Source organism: Klenkia sesuvii (genome assembly GCF_037083825.1).
Lineage (GTDB): Bacteria > Actinomycetota > Actinomycetes > Mycobacteriales > Geodermatophilaceae > Klenkia > Klenkia sesuvii.
The window spans coordinates 1-13857 of record NZ_JBAPLU010000028.1 but is presented as its reverse complement, the minus strand read 5'-3'; the positions used below and the strand labels follow the sequence as shown (position 1 = coordinate 13857).

The window sequence follows — 13857 nt, the reverse complement described above, 5'->3', positions numbered from 1 at the left end:
TTCGGGACGATTCGGACGATCCGGTGCCGATGATGGCGGTGCCGAGTCGTCGGGACCCGGTGGGGAACGGGAGGGGTCGTGGTGGGACGACGCAGGGGACGGGACGTGACGCCGGTGGCGGAGATGCCCCGGGACGTCGAGGCCGTCGAAGCCGTGATCACCGCGCTGGACCGCGGCGTGGCCGACGACGTCGAGGCCCACCGGGTCATGACCGGCACGCTGGTGGCGGAGCTGGGGCTCGACTACGGCGCGGTGTGGCTGCCTGCCGGGCGCGGGGCCTTCCGGCTCGCCGGGGAGTGGGGAGCGCTGGTCCCGGCGCTGCAGGGTGCCCGCGCGCAGACCCTGACGTCGTCCACGGGGCTGGGTGGTCGGGCATTGTCGACCCACGAGCCGGTGGTCTGCGACGCGACCACCGACCCCGGCGCCTGCGCGCGCTGGGCCGCGGCGAGCGCGGGCGGTGCCACCAGCGGTGCCTTCCTGCCGGTGGTCGAGGACGGCACGGTGGTGGCGATCAAGGAGTTCTACAAGGACGGCGAGCTGCCGGTCTTCTGGCAGGCGAAGTGGCACTCGCTCGAGCGGCTGCTGACCAACGCCCGCAGGGCCGCCGTGAGCATGGCCGCCCTGCGGGAGACCCTCGACGACCGCCGGGCGGTCACCACGGTCGTCGGGCAGATCGCCGAGGCCGCCACCGAGGAGCGCGCGCTGCGCGTGGCCCTGGACACGGTGCGCACCGCCTTCGGCTGGGCCTACGGCTCCTTCTGGGCGCGCGACGAGAGCGAGGACGTCCTGCGGTTCGTCCAGGAGTCGGGGTCGGCGGGCGAGGAGTTCCGCCGGGTGACCCTGGCGGCCTCCTTCGCCGAGGGGGTCGGGTTGTCCGGCCGCGCCTGGCGCCAGCGCGACCTCGTGTTCGTCCGCGACATCGGCGAGGTGACCGACTGCGTCCGGGCACCGGCCGCACAGCGCGCGGGCGTCAAGTCCGGGGTGTGCTTCCCGCTCGTCGTCGGCGGCGTCGTCATCGGCACCATGGACTTCTTCGTCACCGACACCATCGAGCTCTCCGAGTCCCGGGCCGCTGCCCTGCGCAACGTGCAGCAGCTGGTGTCGCAGCGGCTCGACGTCCTGCGCCGCAGCGACCACGCCGCCCGCAACGCCAGGGAGCTGCTGGACACGATCGCCCGGCTGCGCGAGGCCGCGGGCGACGCCGGGCTGGTCGCCGACCAGGCCGTCGGGCAGGCCACGACGATGACCCGCGAGGTGGAGGCGCTCGGCCAGGCCTCGGCCGCGGTGGACGAGGTCATCCGGATCATCTCCGGGATCGCCGACCAGACCAACCTGCTGGCGCTCAACGCCACCATCGAGGCCGCCCGCGCGGGCGAGCTCGGCAAGGGGTTCGCGGTGGTGGCGTCGGAGGTGAAGGACCTCGCCCGCGAGACCGCCGCGGCGACCAAGAGGGTCTCCGACCAGATCGCCGGGATCCAGGCGTCCAGCCGGTCGGTCGCCGAGGGCATCCACAGCACCTCGGAGACCATCGGCAGGCTGGACGTCGTCCAGGCCCGCATCGCCGAGGTGCTCGAGGAGCAGGCGCGAATGGCGTCGGCGTTCGAGGACGTCGCGCGCTGAGCCGTGCGTGCCGGGGAGAGCGGGTGACCGGGATCGAACCGGCATGGCCAGCTTGGAAGGCTGGGGCTCTACCATTGAGCTACACCCGCGAGACGTTGCCCGCCCAGGGTAGCGGTAGGTCCGGCCGCGGTGGTCGCGCATGTGGACTCGGCCCTCGCCCGGGGGTGTGGCGCAGCTCGGTAGCGCACCTGCTCCGGGAGCGGTGCCTTCCCGCGGTGGCCGGCCGGCGTGGCGGACCGCAGCCGTTCAGCGGACCGGTTGCGCGCGTGGCGCATCGAGGGCGGGCTTGAAGACCTCGCCGAGGAACGGAGATGCGATGTGTGCTTCAGTCCTGCAGTCGAGGAGGAGGAGGCCGCGCGGGTCCTCCAGCCACGTCGACAGCGGTTCCAGGTCAGCGACGCCGCGGACCACGAACCCCTCGCCGCCGAGGGCGCGAGCGGTGGCGGCGAAGTCGGTGTCGGGGAAGCGCACGATGTCGGTGTCGAACCCGTGGTGGCCACCGATGTGCACCTCGGCGCCGTAGGCGGAGTCGTTGTAGACGACGACCAGGTGCGGGGTACCCTGACGGATGATGGTCTCGAGCTCGCCGAGGCTCATCAGCAGACCGCCGTCGCCGACGAGGGTGACCGGCAGGGCATCGGGGTCTGCCGCAGCGACTCCGACACCCAGGGCCAGCCCGAGTCCCATGGTCTGGAAGCCCTGCACGAACAGGTAGCCCCCGGGTCGCGCGGGTTCGTAGTAGGAGCCCGGGAACCCGACGAAGGCTCCGCTGTCCTGGACGACGACGGCGTTCGGCGGCAGGTGCTCCCGGAGGTGCACCGTGAGCGTCCGGGGATCGATCGTGGTCTCCGTGGACGCATCGGTGAAGGGATCTCCGTTGCGTGCGGTCGTGAACCGTTCGTCGTCGATCTCGTGGGCGAAGGTCGACGCTGCCGGCAGGTCGCCCAGGCATTCCAGGAGCAGCTCCGCGGTCGCGCCGGCGTCCCCGACGACGGGCACCACCCCGCGCAGGTAGTGCTCGAACGCAGCCACAGAGGTGTCGACCTGCACGACGACGGCATCCGGGAACATCCTGCCGCCGCGTGTCGTCCATCGGTTCAGGCTCGCCCCGAAGGCGAGTACCAGGTCCGCCCGACCGAGGATCGTCGCAGCCTCCTCCGACGCGAAGCCGCCGCTGACACCGACGCTGGCCCGTTCCCCGGCCCAGAAGCCCTTCGTGAGTGCAGTCGTCGTGAGGACGGCGCCGGTGCGTTCGCCCAGCCGGCGCAGCGCTTCGCCGGCGCCTGCGAGCCAGGCTCCCCAGCCGGCGAGGATCACCGGCCGGTTCGAGGCGCGGATGAGCCCGGCGACCTGCTCGATCGTGGGGCGGTCGGGGACCACGACGCCGGGCGACGCGGGCGGGACCGCCCGTGGGCAGTCTCCGACTTCGTCCTCCTGCACATCGACCGGGACGGAGAACATGATCGGTCTGCGTTCCCGGGCCGCCCGCCGTAGCGCACTCGCCAGGTCCGTCGGGAGGTAGCGGCTGGACCTGAAGCGGACCACCCCCACCCCGAGTGACTTCGCCATGGCTTCCTGGTCCATGAGCTGGGGGTAGTCCTCCATGGACGTCGAGGCGGCGCCGGTGAGCAGCACCACGGGCGTCTGCGAGCGCACGGCCTCCATCAGGGCGGTGACGGCGTTGGTCACGCCGGGCCCCGTCGTGACGGTGGCGACGCCGACCTGTCCACGTGCTCTGGCGTAGGCGTCCGCCATCGCGACCGCTGACGCTTCATGACGGGCCGCCAAGTAGCCGATCCCCGCAGCGCGTGCGGCGACGGCGAACCTCAGGTTGCCGTCACCGAGCACGCCGAACACCGTCGTCACGCCCAGCGAGTGCAGCACCGCACCCAGCGCTTCGTAAGCCTTCACGGCGGACCTCCTCGTCGAGTGGCGCGAGCCGCGACGTCGCGCTGCTCGCGCGGTTCAGCGGTTCTTGACAGCTCGGTAGATGTGGCCGCGGAGGTGGACGAACTCGTCCAGCTCCTTGGTCTTGATCTGGTCGCGTTCTGCACCCAGCGGGATCTCCACGATCTCCCGGACCGTCGTCGGCGACGGGGTCAGCACGACGACGCGATCGGCGAGGTAGACCGACTCGTCGATGTCGTGGGTGATGAACAGGATGGTCATGTCGAACTCGCTGCGGAGGTTGCGTACGACGTCCTCGAGTTCGGCACGGGTCTGCGCATCCACGGACGCGAAGGGCTCGTCCATGAGCATGACGTCCGGTTCGTAGGCGATCGCCCGGGCGATGGCCACCCGCTGCTGCATCCCACCGGACAGCTGGAACGGTTTGCGATCTCTGGCCTGGGCCAGACCGACGGCCTCGACCGCCCGGTCGACGCGGACCTCGATCTCCCGTTGCGGTAGGCGGCCCCGCAACGGGAACGCGACGTTCGCCGCCACGCTCCACCACGGGTACAGCGACCGGCTGTAGTCCTGGAAGACGAACCCGAGGCCGGCCGGTGGTTCGGTGACCGGCTCGCCTCGCAGGCGGGCGATGCCCGTGGTCGGGGTGGACAGCCCCGAGATGCATCGCAGGAGGGTCGTCTTCCCGCAGCCGGATGGTCCGACCACGCAGACGATCTCCCCGTGACGTACGTCGAAGCTGACCGACTCCAGCGCGGTGTGTGCCTGGTCGCCGCTCCCGTACACCTTGTGGATCTGGTCCACACTCAGCAGTTCCGTCACCGCGGTGTCACACTCCCAGGCGCTTGCTGTCGAAGTTCCATCTCAGTAGCCGCCGTTCGACGCGTTGGAAGATGAAGTTGAGGACGAAGCCCAGGATCCCGAGGACGAGGATGCCGGCCCACATGTCCACGGTCTGGAAGGTGCGTTGCGCTTGGATGGTGACAAGGCCGATACCGTTCGTGCTCGCGACCATCTCGCTGATCAGCATGACGATGACTGCGATCGCGAGACTGGTTCGCATGCCGGTGGCGATGCGCGGAGCCGCAGCGGGCAGGACGACGCCGAACAGACGCCGCGCAGGGGAGATGCGGAACGCCCGCGCCGCCTGCACCAGCCCGGGATCGATCTCGTCCACCCCATCCATGGTGTTGATGAACACCGGCCACACCGCCACGAAGGTGATCACGAAGACCTTGGCGGTGTCCCCGATGCCGAACGCGAGGATGGTGAAGGGGATGAGCGCGGCGGCGGGGATGGCGCGGAGGAAGTTCGCGAGGGGGTTCAGCAGGTCCCGGACGACGGGGAGGCTGCCCGTGACGATGCCCGCGACGACCCCGATGCCGCAGGCGAGGGTCCAGCTGGCGAGCACGCGCCAGAGACTGGGCAGGAAGTCGCTCTGGAAGTTCTCCACGAACCAGAGGGACCAGATCCTCGGGATGATGTCCGCCAGCGGCGGCCAGTAGAAGGACTCGCCGTTCGCCGTGAGCACAGCCCAGGTGGTGAGGATCGCGATGGGCAGGACCAGGGGGAGCCCGTAGCGGGTCAGGGCGGAACTCATCGGAGCTCGGCGCTCCTTCCTTCGCCCACCCAGGTGATGGTCGACCGCTGGACCGATCCCAGTCCTCCCGCGACGAGCACCCCGAGCGCACCCGCCAGGATGATGTAGACGTTGGCCGCGGCGGGGTTGCCGCCACCGGACGCGAGTTGGATCGCGCTGCCCAGACCGGGCGCCCCGGCGATGATCTCGACCGCGACGGCCACCAGAAGAGCGATGGATGCCGACACCCGTACCCCCGTGAAGATGTTCGGCGACGCCGACAGCAGTCGGATGAGGAACCGGCGGGCCGGCGAGATGCGGAATGCCCTCGTCGTCTGCAGGAGGGTCGGGTCGGTCTCGCGGATGCCGTGGACGGTTTGTACGAGGATGGGGAAGAAGCACCCGAATGCGACCAGCGCGATCTTCATCGTCGATCCGCTGCCCAGCAGCAGGATGGCGATGGGGAGAATGGCGGGGGCCGGGACCGGCCGCAGGAACTCCAGCACGGCGCTGGTCGCTCGATCGAGGAACGTGCTGCTCCCGATCCCGAGCCCGATCGGGATCGCCAGAGCCATGGCGATGCCGAGCCCGGCCGCCGCGCCGACGAGCGTGTCGAGCATCGGTGACCAGATGGCACCCGTGCGGAGGAGTTCACCGGCCGCAGTGGCGGTCGCCACCGGGCCCGGGAGCGCGTTGCGCGGCACCAGGCCCGATGACGACAGCAACTGCCAGGCGACCAGGCCGATGAGGAAGCTGCCGAAGGTCATGGCGACGCGACCCGGCAGCTGCCTCCTCGTCGATGCGGCGGCGGCCATGGTCAGTCGGTGATGATGTCGGAGAACAGTTCGTCGACGTCCGGGGCTTCGGGGAGCACGTCGTACCTGACCGCCAGATCGGCTTGCTCCTGGATGGATTCCCGGCTGATGTCGGGGGTCCAGTAGGGGAGGAGGACGTCCGCGAGGACGTTCTCGGGCACCGTGGTGTAGGTCGCCGCCTGCTCTCGCGCCTCGTCCGGGTTCTCCTGGGCGTACGTCGAAGCCTCGTTCACGGCGCGGCCGAACCGTTCGACCACATCCTGGTTGCCGCTGGCGAACTGCTGCGAGGTGACGTAGATCGACAAGTTGGCCGGGTACTCCAGGTCCAGGAACGGCGTCGCCGCGATCCGCAGTCCCTGGCTCAGCCCGATCGTCTCGAACGGCTCGTTGACGAATGCCGCGTCGACCGTTCCGTTGGACAGCGCGTCGACCATGGTGGGGGTGGCCAGCTCGACGAGCTGTACGGAGTCCTGGGGCACGCCGGCCACGTCGAGGGTGTTCCGGAGCAGCACCTCCTGCACACCCGCCAGCGCGTTCAGGGCGATGGTGCGACCTTCGAGGTCGGCGGCGGTCTGGATCGGGCTGGAGTCGGCGACCAGGATGTCGGCGTTGCCGCGCTCCAGCGTGTCCTGGTCCTCGGGGGAGTTCTGCAGTTGAGCGTTCGTGACCGCCGCGATGGGGACGTTCTGCGACCGGGCGATCATGAAGGGGATGACTCCGGTGTAGGCGAACTGGACCTCGTCCGAGAGCAGCGATGCCACGGTCGCCGCCCCCGAGTTCGCCAACTGCACCTCGACCGTGATGTTCTCGTCCTCGAAGAAGCCCTGCTCGATCCCGAGGTAGAGCGGGGCGACGTCGATGAGCGGGAGGACCGACACCCTGACCGTCACCGGCTCGGAGGCACCTGCTCCTGACGACGAGGAACCGGACGTGCCGTCCGAACCGCCACACGCGGCAAGGGTGACCCCGACCGCAACCGAAGTGAGCAGAGCACCGACTCGACGCGGTGCACGTCCTGTGGACATACCGTTCTCCTTGCTCAGACGCCCGTGCGAAATGGTGTGCAGTTCGTCGTTCGAGACCCGCTGCAGGTGATCGAGAGGATGTGTGACCTGCGTCGCATCAGCTAGCCGTGGTCCCATTGATTGGGCCATCTGCCCGCCCCTGCTGGCGACGTGCGGCTGTCAGGGTGTTCGCCAGCAGCAGGGCGATGGTCATCGGCCCGACCCCGCCGGGCACGGGGGTGATGCGGGAGGCGACCTCGGCGACGGCGGCGGTGTCGACGTCGCCGCGCAGGCCGTTCCCGCTCCGATGGATGCCGACGTCGATCACCGTCGCGGCCGGCTTGACCGCCTCGGGTCCGATCAGTCCAGGTATTCCGGCGGCGACGACGAGCACGTCGGCGCGTCGGCAGACCTCGGCGAGGTCGCGCGTTCGTGAGTGGCAGGTGGTGACGGTGGCGTGCCGTTCGAGCAGCAGGTGCGCCATGGGCTTGCCGACGAGCACGGAGCGCCCGACGACGACGGCTTCTGCCCCCTGCAGCGGCACGTCGTGCTGGTCGAGCAGTGCCATGACCCCGGACGGCGTGCACGGTCGCAGCCCCGGCCGCCCCTGGGCGAGCAGGCCGGCGTTGGCGACGGTGAGCCCGTCGACGTCCTTGTCCGCCGGGATCCGGGCCAGGAGCACCTCGACGTCGAGATGGGCCGGTGTGGGCAGCTGCAGGAGGATGCCGGAGACGGCCGGGTCGGCGGCGAGCTGGTCGATCAGTGCAGCTGCGGTGGCCTGGTCGACGTCGCCGGGCAGGTGACGGTGCTGGTCGATCATCCCGGCCGCTGTGCAGGCGCGTCGCTTGTTGCGGACGTAGACCTCCGAGGCGGGGTCGTCACCGATCAGCACGGTCGCCAGCCCGGGCGCGGCGCCACCGGTCGCGACCAGCTCTGCGACCCCCCGTGCGACGTCCTCCCGGACCTGCCGGGCGATGGCCGTGCCGTTGATCAGCTCCGCGGGCATGGGTGGGCTCCTCAGAAGACGATGGTGGTGTTGCCGTGGCGTGCGACCCGGTCCTCGAGGTGCCAGCGCACCGCGCGCGACAGCACGGCCCGCTCGACGTCGGCGCCCAGGCGCACGAGGTCGGCCGTGACGTGCCGGTGGTCCACCCGGACGACGTCCTGCTCGATGATCGGGCCCTCGTCCAGGTCGGGGGTCACGTAGTGCGCGGTGGCGCCGATGAGCTTCACGCCACGGTCCTTGGCCTTCTGGTAGGGCCCGGCTCCGATGAACGCGGGCAGGAACGAGTGGTGGATGTTGATCAACGGACAGTCCACGCCGTCCAGGAAGTCCGGCGTGATGATCTGCATGTAGCGGGCAAGGACCACCAGGTCGACGTTGCCGCGCAGCAGTTCGAGGATGCGCGCCTCGGCCTGGGCCCGGTTCTCCCTCGTCGCGGGGACGTGGAAGTAGGGCACCCCGAAGGAGCGGACCTGGTCGGCGAGGTCGGGATGGTTGGAGATCACCATCACCACGTTCATGTCGAGGTCGCCGCGGCGGTTGCGCCACAGGAGGTCCAGCACGCAGTGGTCGGTCTTGGAGACCATGATCGCGACCCGTTTGGGCTTGGCCGTCTCGGTCAGCCGGAACTCCATGTGGAACTGCGCCGCGACCTGGGCGGCGAACGACCGCGCGAGTCCCTCCCGGGCGGCCGGCAGGCCCGGGAGGTGGAACTGCGTGCGCTGGAAGAACTGTCCGTCCGCCCCCTCGGTGGCGTGCTGGTCCAGGGTGATGATGTTCGCCCCGGCCTCGGTCAGGAAGGTGCTGATCGCCGAGACGATCCCCGGACGGTCAGGGCACTGGATCAACAACCTGCCGTGATCGGGGTCGGTCGGGGGTGTCGAAGTCCTGCGCGGCAGCGCCGACAGGTTGGTCGAAGGTGCGCTGGACATGGTCACTTCCGTGGTCGCCGGCCCGGGCGGGCGGGGTCTAGCTGCTGGAGGGTTCGCTGCCGCCACGCCTCGGTGGGGCCGAGGTCGTTGAAGGTGAAGACGTGGAACCCGGTGATGGCGTTGTCGGGTCCGCCCAGATGGGGGGCCAGACCGCGGATGATCGGGTCGGGCCGGTATCCGCCGGGCAGGAAGAAGCGCCAGAGCAGGTTCTGCTGCTTCTTCAGGAACTTCGCCGACTCACCGATCCCCAGTCCGCCGGACACCCGCAGCAGCTTCTGCCGGTGGACCGCCCCTGGGACGCCGATGTGCACCGGTAGGTCGATCCCCCGCCGCTTCAGCTCCCGCGCCCAGGCCAGGATGGTCCCGGGGTCGAAGACGATCTGCGTGGTGATGTGCGTGGCCAGCGGAGCCTTGTCCGCCAGCGCCTGGAACAGCACGTCGTCGGAGACCTCCGGGTGGCCCTCGGGGTGCCCGCCGATCCCGATGTCGGTGAAGCCGTGGTCCAGCTCGTGCAGCGCGACGAGCAGGTCCTGCGCGTGCCGGAATGCGGTGGGTTCGTCCGTCGGGTCACCGCCGACGACGAACACGCCGGTGATGCCTGCCGTCCGGCACCTGTCCACGATCTCGGCGAGGTGGGCCTGGTCCCGCACCTGCTGCGCGGACAGGTGCGGGGAGACGGCGTAGCCGCGCCCGGCCAGCGCGACGGCGAGGTCGACGGTGGCGTCCTGCCCCTTCGCCGGTGATGCCGTCACGGTCAGGGGGACGGTGGTGGGCACGTGCGCGCGGACCGCCTCTTCGGTCCTCTTGAACGGGATCACCTCGTAGCCGACGCGATCGAGTGCCTGGCTCAGCTCCGCGCGCGCGGCCGCGGCTCGGCCGCGGAGATGTCGGTTCACCATGCTGCTTCTCCTGAGCGGTGGATGCGCTGGGAAGGTGACGTGGGGGCCTGTCCACGGGTACCCGCTCGACGGCGGCGGGCGGACATCGCAGGGACCACGAGGTCGCTCCCCGAGGTCGCCAGCCGCCACCGAGCGGACCGGCCTCAGAGAACGGAGTCCGAGCTGCGCCACCCGCCCTGGTAGTCGCTGCGGACGACTGCCGAGTACGGCGAGGGGCTGACGACGACGCGCACCTTCGTCTGCTCGTGACGCTCCACGTTCAGCTTGTCGGTGCCGCCGTTCGGCTCTCCCCAGACGAGCTGGAGCTCCGCGCCGTCCGGCACGTCGCGGTCCACGACTCCCGTGGACAGGACCTTGCGCTCGTTGTAGGACAGTGCGACGTTGAGCAAGGACAACCCGACGAGCTTGCCGGCGCCGTCCAGGACGCTGTCGTACTGGGACATCCCGTAGTTGCCCAGCGGCAGCTCCAGGTACTTGTACTGAGGGCCGTCGACGTCCACGACCGACCCGAGGATGCGGGTCACGTCCTCGGCGTTCCAGGCGAAGGTGACCTTCCGGCGGTACGTCTCGGGATCGTGCGACTCGAGCGCTTCGCGGCCGATGAAGTCGTGGTCGAACTTGACGAAGGACCCGTACCGGAGATCCCACGGCGTCAGGTAGTAGTCCTCGACCGAATCGGGGACGTACGAGCCGGCCAGCGGGAGGCGGCCCTCGTAGCTGTCGGCCGGCAGCCACGTGCGGTAGTCCCGCAGCTGGTCGCCGGAGTACACCGCCGGCAGCGGGGAGGGGATCCAGCCGGACTCGACAGCCGACGTGGGGTAGGCCCGGGCACCGACCGGCACGATGCCGAACTCCTGCCCCGCCTCCAGGATTGCCTCCCGCACCTGCAGGTAGCTGTTGTACGGTCCCCAGATCTCCAGGCCCGCCGCCCCGGCCATCCCGTGGCGCAGCGAGCGGGCACGCACACCGGCGATGTTGAGCCAGGCCTCGCGGAAGAACTTGATCTGCTCGACCGCGCCGCCGTTGATCTTCTCGATGACCTCCCACGCACGCGGGCCCTGGATCTGGAACCGCCAGTACCGCCGGGTCACCTGCTGTCCCATCGGGTACTCGAACGAACGCCGGTCGACCTCGACGTCGACGTCGTAGCCACCGGTCTCCGCGTTGAACAGCAGCCAGTTCGCCGCCGGCGAGCGGCCGACGTACATGAAGTCCTCGTCGCCCTCCCGGTGGATGATCCCGTCCCCGATGACGTGGCCGTCGTGGTTGACCGCGACGTACTGCTTCGCGGAGTCCACCGGGAAGTTCGGCGTGGTCACCGAGGTCTGGCTGATGAGCCGGTGGGCGTCCCGGCCACGGATGTAGAGGGCATCCATGTGGTGGGTCTGGTCGAACAGCACGACGCTCTGCCGCCACGCCAGCGCCTCGTCCCGCCAGTTGTGGAAGTCCGGCTGGACCACGGGGTGCGAGATGTACGGGAGAGCCGTGGAGTTCCGCAGCATGCCGACGACGTCGCCGTGCTCGTCGATCTTGTCCTGCAGGGTAGGGGGGGTCATCAGTTCCTCTGCTTCCTCGGGGAGGGGGTCGACTGCTCGCCGACGGGGGGTGTGCCGGTCGGTGCGTGGAGGGCAGACGCCGGCTAGAGCCGGATGTCCGGGTACTTCTTGCCGCGCCAGTGCGCGAGGTCCGCGGCGAACTCCCGCTGGTAGGCGAGCGGCCCGCTGATGGCCTCGTAGTCCTTCTCGTGCATCCCGACGAAGACCTGCAGGGTCGGGAACCAGTGCGCGCCGAGCTCGAAGAGCGCCACGTGGTCCTGCTCCTCGAGCGCCCGACGCTCCTCGTCGGTGAAGCTCAACCAGGTCGTCTGCTCGACCGTCGCGTTCCTGTCCAGCCACCCACCCTGGGTCTCCTCCCAGCGCGCGAGAGCGGCGACGGGGTCGGCCTTGTAGGCGGCGAGCAGCTCCGGGGAACGGTCGGCCTGGAAGAGGAACTTGTTGACGTAGTAGCGGCTCACCGGGGATCCCCTTCGGGGTACCAGGTGAAGAACGCCTCGGTCGTCTGGAAGAGCTCGATGTGGTCGGCGTAGTGCGCTGGGCCGGGGCCGGCGACGCCGAGCATCAGGACGAGGTCCAGGAACCCGTCGGTCGCGTTGCCGGCGGCCTCCAGGACCTCCGGTGTGACGTTCTGCAGGATCGCGTCGATGTCGCCATCAGCCAGCCACTGGACCGCGCGTCGGTCGAACTCGATGTCGGGGGCGGTGCTCTGGAACTGGCGGGGCCCCCCGATCTCCAGGGACAGGTGACCGGTCCCGATGACGGCCACCCGCTGGTCGCTCGGGTACGCCTCGATGACCTCCCGTATCGCCCTGCCGAGGGCGTAGAAGCGCGACGGGCTCGCCAGCGGTGGGGCGAAGATGTTGGTGTAGATCGGCACGATGGGCAGGTCGGCGTCGGGGCGCACCGTCACGATGGCGCACGTGATCGAGTGGTCGATCTTGAGCTCGTGGCTCACGGCGAAGTCGAAGCCCCGATCGATGAGCCCCTGCAGCATGAAGCCGGACAGGTCCTCGTTGCCGTCCAGCACGAACTTCGGGAGCCCGAAGTAGCGCTCCTCGTTGTGGAAGGTGGCGTCGTACTTCGGCTGCTTGCCGATCAGGAAGGTCGGGTAGTTGTCGTAGAACAGTTGATGGAAATGATCGGCGCCGACCATGACCAGGACGTCGGGTCGGGAAGCGGTGAGGGTCTCCCGGTAGGCCTCGACCTTCCGCTTCCACTCGGCGGCCTCGGGACGACGCTTCTCGGCCGGTGTGAGCACGGTCTCCCGGTAGAAGAACGGGTGGTGCGTGGTGGCCAGCACGGCACCTACGACTGCCATGGTCTCTCCTTCCACGATCTGCCGAACGGGCCGGGTGGGGGGCGGTGATCCCCACCTCGCCCGCCCGGCCGCTCGGCGGGGGTGTGCAGCTCCGGGCCGTTCCTCGACCGGATGCCCGGGAGCATGGGTGACGGAGCCCACAAGCCGTGAGGCACAATCCCAACCAATGGCCCTCCCAGTACTCCAGGCGCGCGATCGCGCCCCGTCCGCGAGCACCCGATGACGGCAGACCAGCCGCCGCCCAGACGGGGGCGGCGGCCCCCGCACAGCGACCCGGTGCTGGATCGCGGCTTCGCGCTGCTCGGCGCCTTCGACCGTGATCACCCCAGGTTGAACCTGGTGGATCTGAGCCGCCGCAGCGGCCTTCCCAAGACCACCGCGGCTCGGCTCGCGGGCCGACTGGTCAACTGGGGCGCGCTGGAGCGGGACGAGCACGGTCGGTACGCCGTGGGGCTCCGCCTGCTGCAGGTGGCATCCCTTGCGCCGCGCGGACAGGGCCTCCGGGAGATCGCGTTGCCCTTCATGGGTGACCTCGCCGAAGCGGTCCACCAGCACGTCCTGCTCGTCGTCCGGGACGGGGACGAAGGCGTGCTCGTGGACCGGATCTCCTCGCACCGGGCTCTCGCGCCGCTGTACCACCCGGGTGACCGCTTGCCCCTCCACTCGACGGGTGCCGGTCTGGTCCTGCTGGCCCACGCTCCCACGGAGCTGCAGGAGGCGATCCTGGCTCAGCATCTCGTGCAGGAGCCGGAGAAGCTGCCGATATCGGCCGAGGCGCTGCGCCGGACGCTGGCCGGTGCACGAAGGAGCCGACTCGCCACGTTGCGCCGTGACCGCCCGGTGCCGATGGTGTCCGTCGCCGCGCCGATCGTGGCGCCGGGCAACCGGACGGTCGCCGCGTTGTCCGTCGTCGTCCCGGAGAAGCTGACCGATGGACGTTGGCTGGGCGCCGCGGTGACCACGACCGCAACGGGGATCTCGCGGGTCCTGTCCGAACGCGGCTCCCCCGACTGACAGTGAGGATGGTGGAGAGCACCGCAGCGGGTCGTTCCTGACCCACCGACTGACTGACTTCGGGTCTTCAACGGGATCTGTTGGTTCGACCTGCTGCGGTGCTCGTGCACCCACCGCCGAGGGTTCGTGACCTCATAGGAGCTTGTGCCAGCAAGCACCCGTCACTGTCTTGTCCGCTCGCCTTGGTGGTGCGTGCCGTCCCCACCACC

The 13857-nt window shown here is 69.9% G+C and carries 13 protein-coding genes and 1 tRNA gene; 2 read left to right on the top strand and 12 right to left on the bottom strand.

Features of this window, described 5'->3' with window-relative positions:
• Nucleotides 1-123: 123 nt before the first annotated feature.
• Nucleotides 124-1620, top strand: coding sequence for a methyl-accepting chemotaxis protein (locus TEK04_RS19240; RefSeq protein ID WP_432277358.1), 1497 nt, complete (start codon nt 124-126; stop codon nt 1618-1620).
• Between the two features lie 18 nt (nt 1621-1638).
• On the opposite strand, the gene TEK04_RS19235 is transcribed toward TEK04_RS19240, so the two are convergent.
• The 12 genes from TEK04_RS19235 to TEK04_RS19180 form a co-directional block, all read right to left on the bottom strand.
• Nucleotides 1639-1709 (bottom strand) — tRNA-Gly (locus TEK04_RS19235).
• Nucleotides 1710-1866: 157 nt separating this feature from the next.
• Entirely contained in the window at nt 1867-3531 is a 1665-nt protein-coding gene (locus tag TEK04_RS19230) for a thiamine pyrophosphate-binding protein (protein ID WP_336405976.1), read from the bottom strand.
• Between the two features lie 54 nt (nt 3532-3585).
• Nucleotides 3586-4350: an ABC transporter ATP-binding protein gene (locus TEK04_RS19225; RefSeq protein ID WP_336405975.1), complete on the bottom strand. Its 765-nt coding sequence runs from the start codon at nt 4348-4350 to the stop codon at nt 3586-3588.
• A 7-nt stretch (nt 4351-4357) separates the two neighbouring features.
• Nucleotides 4358-5128, bottom strand: a complete 771-nt coding sequence (locus TEK04_RS19220) for an ABC transporter permease (RefSeq protein ID WP_336405974.1) — start codon at nt 5126-5128, stop codon at nt 4358-4360.
• Nucleotides 5125-5922 (bottom strand): ABC transporter permease, encoded by a 798-nt coding sequence (locus TEK04_RS19215; protein WP_336405973.1) that lies wholly within the window; start codon nt 5920-5922, stop codon nt 5125-5127. The genes TEK04_RS19220 and TEK04_RS19215 overlap by 4 nt, the downstream gene beginning before the upstream one ends.
• Before the next feature lie 2 nt (nt 5923-5924).
• Nucleotides 5925-6812, bottom strand: coding sequence for an ABC transporter substrate-binding protein (locus TEK04_RS19210; protein WP_336405972.1), 888 nt, complete (start codon nt 6810-6812; stop codon nt 5925-5927).
• A 232-nt stretch (nt 6813-7044) separates the two neighbouring features.
• Nucleotides 7045-7932, bottom strand: coding sequence for a bifunctional methylenetetrahydrofolate dehydrogenase/methenyltetrahydrofolate cyclohydrolase FolD (gene folD / locus TEK04_RS19205; protein ID WP_336405971.1), 888 nt, complete (start codon nt 7930-7932; stop codon nt 7045-7047).
• 11 nt (nt 7933-7943) lie between these two features.
• Nucleotides 7944-8861, bottom strand: a complete 918-nt coding sequence (purU, locus tag TEK04_RS19200; protein WP_336405970.1) for a formyltetrahydrofolate deformylase — start codon at nt 8859-8861, stop codon at nt 7944-7946.
• Between the two features lie 2 nt (nt 8862-8863).
• The gene (locus TEK04_RS19195; protein WP_336405969.1) at nt 8864-9760 is read right to left on the bottom strand and encodes a methylenetetrahydrofolate reductase; all 897 of its coding nucleotides are present in this window, start codon (nt 9758-9760) and stop codon (nt 8864-8866) included.
• Nucleotides 9761-9903: 143 nt separating this feature from the next.
• Nucleotides 9904-11316, bottom strand: coding sequence for a vanillate/3-O-methylgallate O-demethylase (gene ligM, locus TEK04_RS19190; RefSeq protein ID WP_336405968.1), 1413 nt, complete (start codon nt 11314-11316; stop codon nt 9904-9906).
• Nucleotides 11317-11399: 83 nt separating this feature from the next.
• The gene (locus tag TEK04_RS19185) at nt 11400-11774 is read right to left on the bottom strand and encodes a hypothetical protein (protein ID WP_336405967.1); all 375 of its coding nucleotides are present in this window, start codon (nt 11772-11774) and stop codon (nt 11400-11402) included.
• Nucleotides 11771-12634 carry a DODA-type extradiol aromatic ring-opening family dioxygenase gene (locus TEK04_RS19180; protein WP_336405966.1) on the bottom strand — a complete coding sequence of 288 codons (864 nt, stop codon included), beginning with the start codon at nt 12632-12634 and terminating at the stop codon, nt 11771-11773. The genes TEK04_RS19185 and TEK04_RS19180 overlap by 4 nt, the downstream gene beginning before the upstream one ends.
• Nucleotides 12635-12910: 276 nt before the next feature.
• On the opposite strand from TEK04_RS19180, the gene TEK04_RS19175 reads away from it, so the two are divergent.
• Nucleotides 12911-13648 carry an IclR family transcriptional regulator gene (locus TEK04_RS19175; RefSeq protein ID WP_336405965.1) on the top strand — a complete coding sequence of 246 codons (738 nt, stop codon included), beginning with the start codon at nt 12911-12913 and terminating at the stop codon, nt 13646-13648.
• The last annotated feature ends 209 nt before the right edge of the window (nt 13649-13857 follow it).